Below are 17053 nucleotides of genomic sequence, written 5' to 3' on the forward strand. Positions count from 1 at the left end.
TGAAAAAATTCAGACTTAAAAGAAAGGTGGTTTGATCAATGAAACAGGAATCTCTTTTCTCTAATCAACCTCAAAATTCACCATTAGCCAGTCGAGTTCGACCACGAAAATTAGAAGAATTTGTTGGTCAACAGAATCTACTTGGCCCTAACAAAATATTACGAGAAATTATTGAAAGTGATCAAGTTCCTTCAATGATTTTTTGGGGTCCACCTGGTGTTGGTAAAACAACTTTAGCCGAAATTATAGCAAGTAAAACTGAATCTAATTTTTTAAGCTTTAGTGCAGTTGATAGTAGTATTAGTAAGATAAAAAAAATTATGAAACAAGCGGAGTTAGATTGTGAAATTGGTCAAAAAACCATTGTTTTCGTCGATGAAATACATCGCTTTAATAAAGCACAACAAGATGCATTTTTGCCTTATGTTGAAAGAGGTAGTATTACTTTAATCGGTGCTACAACTGAAAATCCGTCTTTTGAAGTGAATTCAGCGTTATTATCCCGGTGTAAAGTATTTGTACTGCATGCGCTTAAACAGGCAGATATTGTTGTATTAATCGAAAACGCGCTCAGCAACCCGGACGGATTTGAAGAACAAACAATCCACATTAGTTCTGATGAAATTCAAGCGATTGCTAATTTTGCAGATGGTGATGCCAGAATGGCATTAAATACCTTGGAAATGGCAGTTCTGAATGGTGAAAAAGCTGATAATATCGTTACGGTGACGATGGATAATTTAAGCCAATTGATTAATAAAAGATTTGTCCGTTATGATAAAAATGGGGAAGAACACTATAATATAATTTCAGCTTTGCACAAATCGATGCGTAATAGTGATGTCGATGCTGCTATTTATTGGCTGTCCCGAATGCTAGAAGGCGGAGAAGACCCGATATATATAGCACGGCGACTTGTTCGATTTGCAAGTGAAGATATCGGGTTAGCAGATACGAATGCACTCAATGTGACAATTAATGTTTTTCAGGCATGCCAATTCATTGGTATGCCTGAATGTGATGTTCACTTAGTGGAAGCAGTAACCTACTTGTCTCTGGCACCTAAATCAAATGCCGTTTATAAGGCAAGATTAGCTGCAGCTAAAGATGTTAAAACCACGGCCAATGATCCCGTACCATTACAAATACGTAATGCGCCTACCAAATTAATGAAAGATCTAGGGTACGGTAAAGGGTACGAATTAGCTCATTATGCCAAAGATAAGTTAACGACTATGAGTACCATGCCACCTTCCGTAGCAGGACATCGATATTATAAACCAACCAGCGAAGGTAAGGAACGACGTTTTAAAGAGCGTTTAGCCCAAATAAAAGCATGGCACCAAATAAATGGATAGAATAAATAGAAAGTATTTTTGAGATGAGAATACTTCAGACGTAGACAAAGTACTGAGTAATCAGTACTTTGTTTTTTTATATAGGTTGAATGTATTACTTAAGCGTCTTACAACGAAAGTGGATACGAGAAAAACGATTAGTAAAGAGGAGGCATACTAATGGCTAACAATGGGATACCTAGCATAAACGAAGTCGGCATGTTACCAAATTTATTTTTAGTGATTAAATTTCAAGATGGCGTGACTAAGTATGTACGGAGTGAGATAAATAAAAGTGAGATGGAAAGTTTCAAATCGGGAGCAAAGAATAAACTTGGATTTTTAAAATTGACGCCAAAAAATTATTGGATTGGGAATGACATTGTCATTAAAGTGGATAATCATTTTAAAGTGAACGATAAGATCTATGATGGTAATGATATTTATAGGAACGGCAAAGATTCTTATTAATTAAGAGATTCTTTTAAAATATAATCGTTTATTAATTGTATCTACAAAATTAATAAAGGGCCATCTAGATAGTTGCTTCTCTAAAAGTGCTTATCCAGATGGTTCTTTTATTTAGCTATTCATATAGTTCAGATAAATTGGAAAAAGGTGCTATAATAAAATGTCTTTAGTAGTATTTAAACGATTTGTAGAGTAATCTAACTCATTAATTTTAAAAAAACGAGGGAATTAAAATGGTAGAACAAGTCAGAAAAAAGAAAGTTGAATTACCTGAATTATTTTATGATTTAGTCTTTGCATACGCAATTTCACAAGCTACGGATTTACTTCATCATTTTCAAGTAAGCACATCAAGTATGATTAGTGCATTTATTATCTTTTCAGTGGTAATGGTCGTTTTTATTAACACATGGATGATTAAGAGTGTTTTTATTAATCGATATAGAAAAAACTCGATGACTGATATTATTCTTTTTATGATTGATATGGCAATTTTACTTTATATGTCCAATGCTTTTGAGGGGGATATCCATAATTGGTTCCAACCATTTGCAATTGCAACAGGGCTATTATCCACAGTATTAGTTGTTCAATATGGCACGGTATACCTGACAGCTGCTAAAAAGGATGATAAAAAAATTGCTAAACTAATGATGTTGATTGTTGCAACAAGAACATTACTCGTATTTATTGGCTCCTTTTTGCCACTAAACATAGGCATTGCGGTATTCTTGCTGGGTATTGCAGTGAGTTGGATATTACCAGCTCTTGGTGGTTCAGTTTTGAAACTCCACCCACTTAATTTTCCACATATATTAGAGCGTCTAACACTATTAACAATTATTACATTTGGAGAAAGTATTCTCGGTATTGCCTCGTATTTCACCGTTAAAACATTTAATTTTTATTCAATTTTAATATTCATGATTATCGGTGCACTTTTTATGACCTATATTACTCAAATGGATCATTATATTGATGAAAATCGTTCGGGTGAAACAGGTATTCGATTAATTTATATTCATTACTTTGTCTTGTTTGGCTTAAGTTTAGTCACTATTTCGTTAGGTTTTATTAGTGAAATCGAAATACCTAAAAACTTTTCAGTACTATGTCTATATTTAGGTATATCGTTATTTTATTTAGGGTTATTCTTAACCAGTCCGTATAATAAAAAATACTTACGATTGGGTAATGTGGTCATTGGATTCTTTACAACGACAACTATAGTGGGTGTAATATTAAGCTTAATATTTAACAATTTTCCAGAAATTGTGAGTATAACGGTATTAGTGACCATTGCGAACTCTGCAATGTATGTACACTATATGATTAAACGAACGAAACAGAATCAAAGTTATGACATTAAAAACTGAAAACTAGCTGATAAACCTAATTTGGGTTTATCAGCTAGTTTTTTAATTGAAGAATCATTTTTACAGTGTTTATGATTAAAATTGTATATTTAGTAGCAGTATGATTAGAAGGATATAAATGAGAATGATGATAGCAACCAATAGCATTAAAAGGATTGATAATAAGCAGTAAAAAAAATTTTTCTGAAAGAAGGGTAAGTTGAGAATAGAATCTGTAACAGCAGAAAGTCCTAAACCAGCTAAAGATAAGCCGACAATTCCATTTAAAAAGGCAATCCATGGGCCCAATATACAGAGTGCGATACCGATTCTCATTAGCCACTTCACTTGATTGTTATCAGTTTTAAATATTTTTTTCATTGATAGGACCACCCTTCATAATGATATGAATTAATATTTATTTTAATATACTACAAAATTAATTTGATGTAATCTTATCTGTCTTCTTACTGGTTAAATTGATAAGATCGTTTAAAATAGACAAAGATAAAACGAGGTGTTATTATCAATTTGAAAAAAATAATAGCTTTAGTTAGGATATGAAAATGAAAAAATATAAAGATTATATGAATGAAACCCTTTCTGTTCTTGGTAGCCTATCTTTATGTTTAATAATCTTGTCATTCTTTATTAAAGATAGTTTAGTCAGTTCGATTTTTTATGATGTTAGGATTTATCTGTTAGGCATATTCTTATTGAGACCAATTGTACAATACTTTAAAGCAAAAAATAAATAGCCTTACAATGAACTTTTTGGCAGTTCTACAGAGTAAAGCTATTATTAATAATCCACTTAATCGACAATGTTGTCTTACTGACATTGTCGATTTTTTTGGATAAAATAATATATCGTTTGACATTATACTATGTAACGTATAGTATTGATTTTGAAAGGAGTGAGTTGATGAATATACAGATGAAAAAAGGGTTATTAGAATTTTGCGTGTTAGCGACGCTGAGGACATCAGATTCTTATGGTTACCAAATTATTAAAGACACCTCAAGCGTGATTGAACTTTCAGATTCAACTCTTTATCCCATTTTGAAACGACTAGAAAAACAAGGCGCTATTGAGAGTTACAGTGTTGAACACAATGGTCGATTGCGAAAATATTATCACATAACTGAGGCGGGATTAGTAGATATTCAAGAATTTTTAGATGATTGGCAACAGGTAATAAACGTTTACGATTACATAAAGGGAGTGTAACGATGAGTAAGAGAAAATTTATTGTAGAGCTAGAAGAAGAACTTAAACATTATCAAGCGGCAGACATTGATAATACACTTGATTATTATGACGAGATGATTGATGACCGTTTAGAAGCGGGCGAATCTGTGACAGATATTATTCTAAGTTTAGAAAATCCAAGTCAAATTGCGATACGTTTGATTCAAAATGACCGACCAAAAATACAAAAAAAGTTATCGACACCAATAATCGTTTTGATTGTCATTTTACTTATCCTAGGAGCACCTGTATGGGGACCGCTATTGCTGACGGCTGCTATTCTAATTGCCACAGTTTATTTTTTAATATGGTTAGTACCAATGATTGCAGGCGTAATCGCTACCTCATTTATTATCAGTGGCGTGATTAGTTTAGGACTATCGCCATTTGATATGTTTAATCAAGGTTTTAACGTTGGATTGATGCAATTTGGGGTAAGTTTTGTAATTGTAGGTGTTGGTATTTTATTCATCGCAATGACCTGGTATTCAACGAAATATTTAATTAAATATTCGATTAGTCTGACACGCTGGTTAATTCGTTTATTCAGAAGACAATTGAAGGAGGTCGCTTAAAATGATTGAATATATAAGACGTAATTGGTTGAAAATTAGTTTATTTCTGATCTGGTTTGGCGCTATAGTCATGTTTACTAGTTACGCATTATCAGGTTTTGATTTGTCAGTATTTAAATATGAGGGTGAACATAGTTGGTTCCGAACGTTTTATTTCTAAATGACCACGTCTGATTTAATAAATGTGGTAAGTTAGAATTACGGTAGTATAAAAGGGCATTAAAATCCATTTTTAATAGGATTTCGATGCCCTTTTATTTTTTTGGAAAGACGATTAAATAGTGCAAGCCGTAAACGTTTACATAAGATTGTTGTGATGTTACAATTAATTTGTGCCGGGGGCGGCATATTATTTAATAGGTTATTACTTACAAGGGGGCATGACAAATGAAAAAGGGGCTAACTATCGCAACAACAATGATAACGTTGTTCACGCAATTACCATTATCTTCTGTGTTTGCGCAGGACCTTAATCCAACGACAGAAACGTCATCTTCAAAAGCAGCTACGGCGTCAACTGCTAAAAAAGCGACAAAAGCAGAGACAGGTATGACTCGTACTGGAGATACAAATACGGATCTTACAGTTGAAGCACAGAAAGATACGATTGAAGCTGGCCAATTGGCTAATTTTAATTTATATTTTAAAATTTCAGGTAAGAACACCTCATTTACCAATGCCGATATAAAGGTTACGTTACCAAGTAATTTAAATGAAAATATGACATTTACGCAAGATTTATCAGAACTTAAAATTGCGGGCGTCACACCAATTTATGATAAAGATAAAGGTGTATTGAATTATCATTTTGATACGCTTAATGCAAGAACAGCAAATAAAGTAATTATAAAAATAGGAACAGCAAATGGCGCAATTATGCCTAATACAAAATTAGACACAGCAGCAACATTTACTGGAACGGATCAGAATGGCGAAAATAAAAGCTATGATTCTAAAACTTCAATTAATATAACAGCAAATAATAATTATGCTATGACAAATAAAGTTACTAGTATTGAAGGACAAACATATAATAATCCTAATCGTGGCGATATTGTAAACTATGGTGTAGGGGTTAGTGCGCCGAAAAAGGAATTAGGCGCACTGTATGTTAAAGAAGGTTCTAAAGTTAACGTGACCTATAAATTAGGCGCTGGAATAGACTACTATGGTGTAAAAGATGGCGCACAAGAACCGAGTGTCAGTACAGATGGTAGAACATTAACCTGGGAATATACAGCACCAAGTTACGCTGAACAAAAAGCAGCTGTGACTGATTTCTTTGAAAAAAATGTGACTATCCAAGCAAAAGTAACTGACAAGGCTGCCTATTATTCACAGATAACGAATACAGTGAGTTCAACAGCAACTTTCCTTGATGGTAGTGTAAATAGTACAGCACCAATTAAATCAACGGTTATGGTTATGCCCAATGATCCTAAGGAAGTTCCAATTCCAATTCCTGGTGGATCAGCATTTCCAACTAATCATTTAGGACCAAAAGATGGAAACGGTGGCGTGGCATCAGCTACATTAATTGACCCGGATGTGACAGTTAACGATGATGCTTATCTAAGTTATGGATTAACATTATCCTCACAAAATGCGACATCACCTTATATTGGATTTTCTTATTATAATATTTATTATGATGTGGATACGCATTTAAATCTTGATAGTTTTACAACGGGTAATTTTTATTACATGCCAAACAATAATTTACCAACTTTTTCACCAACAAAAGCTAAAGTACCATTTGCTATGTTGGTAAAATACGAAACAGATGGAAAAGTTGATGATAACTGGACATTACTCAATATGGATATGAAGACTAACGCCAATTACACACGTGCTCAGTTAGGTATTCCGGATGGGAAAAAAGTGGCTAATATTTGGCTGTGGTTCCATGATGAGAAGATAACAAAAGTTCCAGCAAATAGAGACATAGCTGCATCTGCAACCTATGATCCAGAAAGTAAAAAAACCGTTAAAATGGCTCCAGCTGGATTGTATAATAGCGGGATGAAAGTTAACGCAACGATTGATAAAGGATTCACTGGTCAAATAACTAATAAAATGGATATGACTTTCTATGGCGTTCAGGCACCTGATGAAACAGGTTTTGAAGCAGCTCGATATGTTGATTACACATCTAACCCATGGGCAGAGGCATTTAAGGGTGAAAATGGTCAGGTTTATACAGATCGAATTGCGCCTCGTCACGTTGAAGTCGCAGCAAAAACAACCGGTGAAACAAAAGTTGTTAAAGCTTCAGTTAGTTTACTAAATACAGTCGGAAGTACAGTTAATGAAGGTGAAAATACTGTCTTAACTTCAATAGAAAATAATAAGGCATCAATTTCACCTTTATCAGGACCTTATCTGAGTTATGTGCTATTACCAACAGGTGTAACGTTCAAAGAAAGCGTTGCTTCAACGAACTATAGCGCTGAATTATATGATAAGGATTACAAAGGTACTGGAAGACAACTCGTTAAAGTAACAATGAATGGCGACAAATTAGTAGCCGGTAAATTCCTTAATGGTCAATTTAAAATTAATATTTCAAAAGATGCGACACCTAATATGACATTTAACATGACAGGAACAATTGGTGATACTGATTATACAGCTGTGAAACCGACAGGTGATGAACCACTTTTAACGGATACAGTAAAATCTGTTGATACAGATGATATTGATAAAGATGGTAAAACAGACACACCAATTATTAAAACAGGTAATTCATATGTGTTAAATCAAGAATCAAATATTGATGTTGATGCAAGTATTAAAGGTGATAAAGATGATAAGTTTGGCGATTTAGGTAATGTTACAGTCGGCAAAAAAGCCACTTATCAAGCAACATTAACAAATAATACAGATGATAAAATTACATCAATGCAGTTCTTAGATGTTTTACCATCTGTCGGAGATTCAAATATTACCGATGGTGCAGCACGTAATTCGGCTTATGAAATGAAATTAGATGGGGCCATTACTTTACCAAGTGCATGGGAAAATAAGATGACTGTTTTATATAGTACATCTAAAAATCCTAAACGTGCCGGTATATTAGATAAGAATACAAATTATCCAGCAGGAACGGCTAAAATTGTTGACCCAACTGGGGCTGAAGATGCAACTTGGGTAACAGCTGATAAAGTAGCTGATTGGTCAACCATTCATTCATACAAAATTACGCTTAATGACGGAGTTGAATGGGCCCAAGGTAAGGGAGTTACATTATCATTTGATCTAGTTGCGCCTAAAGAATCTGAAATTTCAGATTCAACATTAATTAGTAATAAACCAGCTGAAACAACGAAAGTGTCACGCGCTGTTCAAGAAACACGTGGTGCTTACAACAGTTTTGGTATCGCAATTAACAAGTTGCAAGTTGTTGAAACTGGTGCAATAGGCACACAATTAATTCGTGCTAGCGCTGATGTTACTGCAAATTATGTAGATGTAGATGGTAATAAACTTGCTGATGATGTTGTCCAAAGTGGGTACTTCGATGATCCATATACGACAACTCAAAAAGAGATTTCAGGTTACGACTTTGTAAAAGTAGAAGGTAACGTTTCTGGTAAGTTTGGGGCTGATGCAGTAACAGTTAACTATGTTTATAAGAAAACTTCTGCACCAGTGACTGTTAAATATGTCGATGAAAATGGTAAATCGGTAGCTGATTCAAAAGAACTTACTGGTGATTTTGGTGATGTTTATACATCAGATGCTGCTGTTATTTCAGGATGGACATTGAAAGAAACACCAAGTAACGCAAGTGGTAAGTTTACTGCTGATAAACAAACAGTCACATATGTCTACGAAAGAGCGGATGCGGCTGACGTTACAGTTAAGTATGTCGATGCAGATGGAAAAGAATTAGCAACATCAGATGTACTTTCAGGAAAAGTATCAAATCCATACAGTACAACTGCTAAAAATATTTCAGGATGGACGTTGAAAGAAACACCAACGAATGCAAGTGGGACATTTACAGAGACCGCACAAACAGTCACATATGTGTATGAAAAAGCGGATGCAGCTGATATCACGGTTAAATACGTTGATGTAGACGGAAATGAATTAGCTAAATCAGATGTGCTTTCAGGAAAAGTATCAAATCCATATAGTACAACCGCTAAAAATATTTCAGGATGGACATTAAAAGAAATACCTGAAAACGCAACGGGAGTATTTACGGATAAAGCTCAGACAGTTAAGTATGTGTATGAAAAAGCAGATGCTGTCCCTGTTACAGTTAGATATGTTGATGGAAGTGGGAATGATTTAACTAAAGCTGATACGCTTTCAGGAAAAGTTGGGGATGCTTATACAACTGATGCCAAAGTATTATCAGGTTGGACGTTAAAAGAAGTACCAAAGAATGCACAAGGAATATTCACAGATGCTGCACAAACGGTTACGTATGTGTATGAAAAAGCAGATGCAGCTGATGTGACGGTCAAATATGTAGATGGAAAAGGTAACGAGTTAGCAACATCAGATGTTTTATCTGGTAAAATTGACGCTGACTACAAGACAACCGCTAAGGAATTAGTAGGTTGGACGTTAAAAGAAACGCCAAGTAACGCCAACGGAACATTTACGGATAAAGCCCAAACAGTTACGTATGTGTATGAAAAAACAGATGCTGAAGCTGTAACAGTTAAGTATGTAGATGAAAAAGGCAACGAGCTAGCAACACCAGATAATCTTTCTGGTAAATTAGGAGATTCATACAAGACAACTGCTAAACGTATTGCAGGTTGGAATGTTAAAACGACTCCTAAAAATGCAGAAGGAACATTTACAGATAAGACTCAAACAGTTACGTATGTTTATACGAGATCAGCTGCTAAAGATGTCACTGTAAAATATGTTGATAAAGATGGTAATGAATTATCAGCTTCAGTAACATTCTCTGGTAAGATTGGTGACGCATATACATCTAAAGAGAAACAACTTTCAGGTTGGATGTTGAAAGAGGCGCCAAGTAATGCTAAAGGTATCTTCACGGATACGGCACAAACAGTCACGTATGTTTATGTTAAAGATGAAGATAAAACAGTAGTGACACCGCCGGTAACACCACCAACAGATAATTCAAAAGGAAATACAACAACAGAAACGTTGACGGATGTTCCTGAAGGAAACACTCACTCAAATACAGTAAGCAAAGCAAATAATACAAAGAGTGATACAGGAAATCTTCCTCAAACAAATGAGGCAACAAGTCTTTTGGTAACGTTATTAGGTGCTGCATTACTCGCAACATCAGTTATCTTTATGATAGGTAGAAAAAAATCAAAAAAGGCTAAAAAGTAAAATTCTAAGATTATAGAATGAGTAGAAGAAGTCTTAAGACCCCTATGTCAACGAGTGTTGGTGGGTAAATTTTGGAAAGACCAATTCATTTTCGAATTGGTCTTTCTTTTTTTATTTTCAAAGAGAATTCAAACATAATTCGGTCGTGTAAATGTTGCCAACACCAATAAATGGTATCAAAATGAAGAATAATGTTAACGCGGGAATTATTCTTAAAAATTGTAACCTGTTACGCTTAAGGATAGTCAATATACTTAAGCGGATTCAATTAATGCTTTTTGGTTGACTGTGACGTAACGAGATAGTCTATGTTGATAATATACCGCAAGTACTAATTATTGAGGCTGTTGATGAAGCTTATGCCACTTCAAAAAAAGTCAATTAAAAAAAGATCAGCAGGTTTTTATCATGATGGGGGGTTCAGTAGAGACCTTGAAAAGGTATTCAAACTGGGAGATATTCAAGAGGCACATCGCTATGGCATGAAATCTGACCAATTTATAAATAAGGAGAAAAAATGATTAATACAAATAACAAATTAAATGAAGAGATTATTGCACTAGAAAAGGGTGCGTTGGATAAGTGGTTCAAAGGGGACACTTCGGGTTACCTAAATATTTGGTCACAAAAACAGTTTTCGTATTTTGACGGTGCTGTTAAAAGACGTGTTGATAGTTATGAAGACATAAAAGAATCAGTTTTAGCTAATGTTGAAGGAAAACTATTTGCTGACAGTTACGATTTTGAATATCCACGAGTGCAAGCAGTCGATGATATGGCTGTTTTAACATATCAACTATATGCAAAAACGACGTTGATTGATATGCAATACAATTGTATTGAAGTTTATCAAAAAGAAGAAGATGGCTGGAAAGTAATCCACTCAACTTGGTCATTTATTCGACCAATGGATATGGATTTTGGTAAAGCTAAAAGTATTGTTTAAAAAGGTGAAGTTAACCTTTATTCACGATATACTGAAACAGTTCTCTTAACTATTTTGAAGGCACAAAATATACACAATTAGTGATTTACAAAAGAATGCCGACAAAATAGAGTTTGCTTCGCATTGACCTTGATGTTGCGAAAAAGTTTTACAAGAATAATTATTAATACAAATCGGAATAATCAGTCAGATAACATAAATAATTTAAATTGGAGTAGATAGAAATGACGACACATAAAGTACACAGTTGGTTAGGCGTTCCCTATGCCAAAGCTGAAAGATTTGCTGAACCAGAGTTGGTTCCTTTTGATGAAACAAAGCAGTATGTTAAGTATGGACCAGCACCTTTGCAGGCTGGCGATACAAGTTGGCTGGGAGCCGTTAGCGGACTTAGCGAAGATTGTCTAAACCTTAATATTTGGGCCCCTGAAGACATGGGGGAGGAACCATTACCAGTTGTTGTTTATATTTTTGGTGGTGGCTGGGTGTTAGGATCAAATACACAAGCAGTTTCTGACGTATCAGGACTAGCTAGTACTGGTCGTGTGATAGGCGTTTCTATTAATTATCGCCTTGGACCGTTTGGTTGGTTATCACTAGCACAGTATGGTGGTAAATTAAAAGATGCAACTAACCTTGGTCTTAAAGATATAATAACGGCTCTTAAATGGATTCAAAAAAATATTGCTTATTTTGGCGGTGATGCTAATAATGTCACAGTTACGGGACATAGTGCAGGTGCTTTTTCATCATTAGAACTATTATCAGCGCCTAGTGCTGACAATCTTTATCATCATTTAGCAGCTTTTTCTGGTATGCCTTCTCGATTAGTGCCTCAATGGGTGGCGCAAGAGCGTGCTCTAAAAGTGTTAAAACATTTTGACTGTGTTAATAATCCAGAGCACTTATTACAGGTCGATGCTTATGAATTAGCTGAAGCAATGAATGCAACTCAATCACCTGATCCGGGTACTCCACATGGCATTGACAATGATGTGATAGCTGTTACTGACGATAGTCAACTAATAAATGGGGTTATAGCTGATCACCCGATGCATGTTCTTGAATCTGGGAAACACAAAGATGTAGATATTCTATTTAGTAGTACCACAGAAGAAACTTTTTATTGGGTCTTAAATCGGACAAAAGATTTTGATCCAGTGACCCTTGACAGGCTTACAGAGCAATTTGCCCACAGTATGCGTATTCCTTTATCTAGAGCCCAGCAAGTAATCAATTCCTTTGCTGATGATACTTTGAAGCCTGTAGAGGTAAGGGGATTATTATTAACGCATTTATCCTTTACATTACCTCAAATTCGTGGAGCAGTGGCTCATGCTAATGCAGGTGGAACATCACATGTGTTAGTTGTTGCACCTGTCAAAGGAGCGGAAGTCGCTGTCCATGGAACAGAGATGTACGGCATTGTTGGACAGATTAGCCCTAATGCCAGTCAAGAACAAATTGATCGGGACAATTATATTAAAGACACGTTATTAGATATGGCGGAAGGTCATTCCGATCTTACTTGGGACGCTGTTAAAGTAGATAAAATAAGTGCTAAAGGAATTGGAAACATGCCTTATAATGCTACAGAACATAGTTTGGATATTCTTGAAATATTTAAAGGAATAGACCGTCCTTAATAGTTTATAGCAAAAAGTGGAGGTCAATTCATTGTTGGCTAGCTGACTCAAATTGGTGTTTTTTGGAGATAACAAGTATGACAACAGTTTAAAGATGTGTTGGCTTCTCGCTTCCGCAGACGACCGAAAGCTAAAACTAGCGGTGATTGTTTTTGATAGCAAGACATAATTTTTTGACCTTTTAAATTTTGTTCGGATTAATTATAGATTTTGCATTTCTGAATAATTGGTGGAGAAAACTATATATTATTGTGAAACATTTGAGGATTTTCTTGGACTTAGAACGAATAAAGGGAGATACAAGGACTTGGACCGAAAAACATTTATTTCTAAAGACGTTATTTATGTAATGATAGCCACTTTTTTCTATCAATTTAGTATTCAGTCGGTAAATCCGTTAATCAGTGGCTATGTTACACATTTAGGTATTACTAGTACTCTAGCAGGTTTAATTGTTGGTATTATGAGTATTACTTCATTATTTTTAAGACCTATTGCTGGAAATCTTACCGATAAAATATCAAAATATGGGTTAACATTTATTGGTGGTATTCTATGTGCCATTAGTGATTTTGGATATATGTTTTCTTTTAATACTGCTTGGTTATTCTTTTTTAGAGTCATTAATGGGGTTGGTTTTGTCTTATGCACTGTATGCTTGGCAACCTGGTTGGCTTTCTTGGTGCCGCGCCAACGTGTTGGTGCGGCGATGGGGTATTATGGGTTGGTAAACGCTCTTTCTATGGCAGTTGCCCCAGTTTTGTCACTTGAGATATATCAAAAAGTAGGGTATAAAATGATTTTTCTTTTGGCCGCTGTCAGTGCGATTGCCGTGGTAATCACAATTCAGTTTATTGATAATCGAGCCATGCCATCTTTCGTTCGTAAGGAAGCGACACATTTTAAGCTGATTCAACGAAGTGCATTACCAGTTGCATCAATTTTTGCTTTAATTTCTATTCCATATTTTGCGGTCCAGGCTGACATTGTAATGTATGTTCGAGCAAGTAATCTAAATATTACTGTTAGCTTATTTTTTGTAATTTATTCAATTGTTTTGATTTTTAGTCGAATTTTATTAAAAAACTATTTTGACAGTATTCCCTTTGGTGTTTGGTTTTATATCTGTATGATTGTGACTGTGGGCTATCTTTTTTTCTTAACCATAATGCATAACAATTTAGAGATGGCGTTAGCTGCGGCTTTGATGGCCATTGGGTTTGGAACAATGGTTTCTGTTTGCCAGTCTACAGCTCTATTATTAGCGCCTTTGCAAGAACAGGGGCTGGCTACTGCAACTTACTATTTGGGGAGTGACATAGGAATGTCTTTAGGACCAATTCTAGGTGGCATTATTACAAATATTTTACCAATAAAATTACTTTTTCCAGTTATGATTTTAATTGTTCCAGTAGCTTTTAGTATCTATTTTTTTAATCATAAGAATTTGAACAGTGCGATTAGACATGATTAGTACTAGGAAAAATGTGATGAACTTAATTTGAATAGTCTCGGAAACTTTCAAGTTTTCAAAAAAAGAAGGCTCGTAATGCGAGCCTTCTTTTTTATACATATATATTAAAGAAAATGATGTTGTTTGTGTGTCTGTTACGGCGCCAATTTAAGCGATCATTTATAAATGTTTAGTTGTCAAAGCCAAGGATGCTTATCCGCATCATGATAAGCATATTTCGATGAAGTATATGATGCATTTACATTTGATAACAACGTATGATGAGCAAGCATTTACCTTAGAGAAATTAAAAAAACATGGCGCGACCTCTATCAGAGGACCACGTCATGTGCCGGATGATTTAGTAGCGTTGTTGAAGTAGATAACTAATTAGTTTATTATCACATTGATACTTTAGAATCTCTGTTTAGAGATGTTTTTGCCAACTAAGCACGCGATTTTGCATTCCTTTGAGATCTAAGATACCGTTTGCAAATCCTTTACGAATTAATTCTTCTGGTACATATTCATCATATTTTTCAAAAACAGGCACTTCTTTTTCATATACCAATGCCAAAGGATCAAAATCGGTAGCTGCTTCTTCTGCTACGATTTTATAAAATTCTGCTTCACTGACAGACATGGTAAATTGTAGGTAATATGGTCGTGATGAATTCATGCCTTTCAACCCAAGACGTTTACCACAACGGATTTTCAGAAACCGCTCAAGCGCAAGGAACGCGTAACTGCCAAGCCATGGAAACAATGCCCACATTTTGCCACCAAGATGAACCAGTGGACGATTAGCCATTTCTGCCTTTTTAAACGTTTCTCTGGCTTCTGCTAGACGGCCTCTAGCTTGTGGCATTAAGTAGGAATAGTCTTTTTGCTCTGCAAGGACATCGTGCATACGTTCTAGGATTCTGGTGTGAATATCCCCAGCGACATCTCCAAAGTAGGCTGGTTTGTTACCTTTAACGAGCGTACAGTATACCTCACGACGTTTGTGATCAACTTCATCGACAACCCATACACGTCCTGCTATGGCAATCTTGTCACTGACTGGTGGTGGCTTGACAATTGTACCTAACTCTTCTGATCCTGCACGGACTGTATATTCGATGTTTTCTTGAAAGACCCCATAAAATTTGTAGTTGTTAACAATACGTTCACCAGCAAGACCAACAATTACACCGCCATTTTCGGTACGATTGATATGATCGATTGTGATCAGATGACGCAGTAAAGTTCCGAAGTCCTCTTGATTAATTCGATGAAAAGCAGAAAGCGTTAGGACGCGTGAAGCAAGTTCAGCAAGTGTCATTTCGCCAGATGATGCCAATGTACTCATTGTTTGGTGATAAAGCAGGGAAAAAGGCAATTTGTCTGTTTTGGGTGGTTCTACAAAACGTTCTTCGATATATAATTGTACGAGAGCGATACCCTGAATAAGGTACCAGGGCACCAAATCTGGTAGCATAGCACGAGCTTCTGGGTGGTCTTCGCGCATAACAAACCACATTTCAGAAGGGTCACCTCTTCTGCCGGTTCTGCCCATACGCTGTAAAAATCCGGAAACCGTAAATGGTGCATCTAGCTGAAAGGCGCGTTCTAGTCTACCAATGTCGATACCAAGTTCTAGTGTTGCGGTGGCACAGACGCTCATGAGAGAATCAGCATCTTTCATGGCTTCTTCAGCACTTTCTCGATAGGCTGTTGAAAGGTTTCCGTGATGAATAAGAAAACGATCCGGTTCGTTGTTGACTTCACAGTACTGCCGTAAATTTTGACAGACTAATTCACACTCTTCTCGCGAGTTAGTAAAAATGAGGCATTTTTTGCCACGTGTATGTTCAAAAATATAGCCTATACCTGGATTTGCTGCCTTTGGAGCTTTATCTGTGGCAGGTTCTAAAGCAGAGGTAGGTGGGGCTGTTATCACGCTATTTATCGTCTCGTTAGCTTGTGGTTCTGAATTAAAAAAGTGTTCGATTGACAGTCGCCATACTTCTTTTCCACCGTCAAACTTTGGGATGATAGTTTCTCTGCCACTACCTGCGGCAAGAAATTTACCCGCTGCTTTTGGATTTCCGATTGTAGCTGATAATCCTATTCGTCTTGGATTACTGCCCGATAGTCGACAGAGGCGTTCAATTAGCGAAAAGGTTTGTCCACCACGATCCGAACGTAAAAGTGAATGTATCTCATCAATGACAATAAAGCGTAAATCACCAAAAAGGGCAGGGATTTCCATAGACTTGTTTATCATCAAAGCCTCTAAGGACTCCGGTGTAATTTGTAAAATACCGGCTGGTTTGCGTAGTAATTTTTGCTTTTGACTTCGAGGGGCATCCCCATGCCAACGTGTGACTGGAATATCAGCTTCTTCACAAAGCTCATTTAATCGACCAAATTGGTCATTGATCAAAGCCTTTAAGGGGGCAATATACAGTACTCCAACTGAGCTTGATGGTTGTTCATCAAGTAGGCTTAGAATAGGGAAAAAAGCAGCTTCCGTTTTCCCAGAAGCAGTAGATGCCGTTAAAAGAACATTCTTATCTGTGTTAAAAATGGCATCTCCGGCCGCATTTTGAACAGCGCGCAGGGTTCGCCAGCCAGACCGGTAAATGTAGTCTTGAATAAAAGGCGCATATCGGTTATATATATCCATGTGAATACCT

12 protein-coding genes are annotated in these 17053 nt (G+C 35.9%); 10 read left to right on the forward strand and 2 right to left on the reverse strand.

The genetic code is table 11. From position 1 onward, the window contains the following. Positions 1–38 precede the first annotated feature (38 nt). From AC1RPW_RS01495 to AC1RPW_RS01505, 3 genes are all read left to right on the forward strand, one after another. Entirely contained in the window at positions 39–1358 is a 1320-nt protein-coding gene (locus AC1RPW_RS01495) for a replication-associated recombination protein A (protein WP_481760900.1), read from the forward strand. 159 nt (positions 1359–1517) lie between these two features. Further along, on the forward strand, positions 1518–1808 hold the full coding sequence (locus AC1RPW_RS01500) for a hypothetical protein (RefSeq protein ID WP_481760899.1): 291 nt from the start codon (positions 1518–1520) through the stop codon (positions 1806–1808). A gap of 233 nt (positions 1809–2041) precedes the next feature. After that, complete coding sequence (locus AC1RPW_RS01505; RefSeq protein WP_481760898.1) at positions 2042–3184, forward strand: low temperature requirement protein A; 1143 nt, start codon at positions 2042–2044, stop codon at positions 3182–3184. Positions 3185–3259: 75 nt separating this feature from the next. Here AC1RPW_RS01505 and AC1RPW_RS01510 read toward each other — a convergent pair whose 3' ends face one another. After that, positions 3260–3544, reverse strand: coding sequence for a hypothetical protein (locus tag AC1RPW_RS01510; protein ID WP_481760897.1), 285 nt, complete (start codon positions 3542–3544; stop codon positions 3260–3262). 544 nt (positions 3545–4088) lie between these two features. Here AC1RPW_RS01510 and AC1RPW_RS01515 point away from each other — a divergent pair. The 7 genes from AC1RPW_RS01515 to AC1RPW_RS01545 all read left to right on the forward strand — a co-directional run bounded on the left by AC1RPW_RS01515 (position 4089) and on the right by AC1RPW_RS01545 (position 14393). Next, positions 4089–4394: a PadR family transcriptional regulator gene (locus AC1RPW_RS01515; RefSeq protein WP_409021630.1), complete on the forward strand. Its 306-nt coding sequence runs from the start codon at positions 4089–4091 to the stop codon at positions 4392–4394. Between the two features lie 2 nt (positions 4395–4396). Then, positions 4397–4990: a DUF1700 domain-containing protein gene (locus AC1RPW_RS01520; RefSeq protein ID WP_481760896.1), complete on the forward strand. Its 594-nt coding sequence runs from the start codon at positions 4397–4399 to the stop codon at positions 4988–4990. Between the two features lie 387 nt (positions 4991–5377). Next, positions 5378–10327, forward strand: a complete 4950-nt coding sequence (locus tag AC1RPW_RS01525) for a MucBP domain-containing protein (RefSeq protein WP_481760895.1) — start codon at positions 5378–5380, stop codon at positions 10325–10327. Between the two features lie 350 nt (positions 10328–10677). Then, entirely contained in the window at positions 10678–10848 is a 171-nt protein-coding gene (locus tag AC1RPW_RS01530) for a hypothetical protein (protein ID WP_481760894.1), read from the forward strand. Further along, positions 10845–11273 carry a nuclear transport factor 2 family protein gene (locus AC1RPW_RS01535; RefSeq protein WP_481760893.1) on the forward strand — a complete coding sequence of 143 codons (429 nt, stop codon included), beginning with the start codon at positions 10845–10847 and terminating at the stop codon, positions 11271–11273. Before AC1RPW_RS01530 ends, AC1RPW_RS01535 begins: the two co-directional genes overlap by 4 nt. A 224-nt stretch (positions 11274–11497) precedes the next feature. Then, a complete protein-coding gene (locus AC1RPW_RS01540) occupies positions 11498–12919 on the forward strand; it encodes a carboxylesterase family protein (RefSeq protein ID WP_481760892.1) in 1422 nt (473 codons plus the stop codon). A 349-nt stretch (positions 12920–13268) separates the two neighbouring features. Next, a complete protein-coding gene (locus AC1RPW_RS01545) occupies positions 13269–14393 on the forward strand; it encodes an MFS transporter (protein ID WP_481761137.1) in 1125 nt (374 codons plus the stop codon). Positions 14394–14799: 406 nt separating this feature from the next. Here AC1RPW_RS01545 and AC1RPW_RS01550 read toward each other — a convergent pair whose 3' ends face one another. Next, positions 14800–17043, reverse strand: a complete 2244-nt coding sequence (locus tag AC1RPW_RS01550) for a DEAD/DEAH box helicase (protein ID WP_481760891.1) — start codon at positions 17041–17043, stop codon at positions 14800–14802. Between the last annotated feature and the right edge of the window lie 10 nt (positions 17044–17053).

Source organism: Dellaglioa sp. CoH-55-MRSF-8, assembly GCF_056782195.1.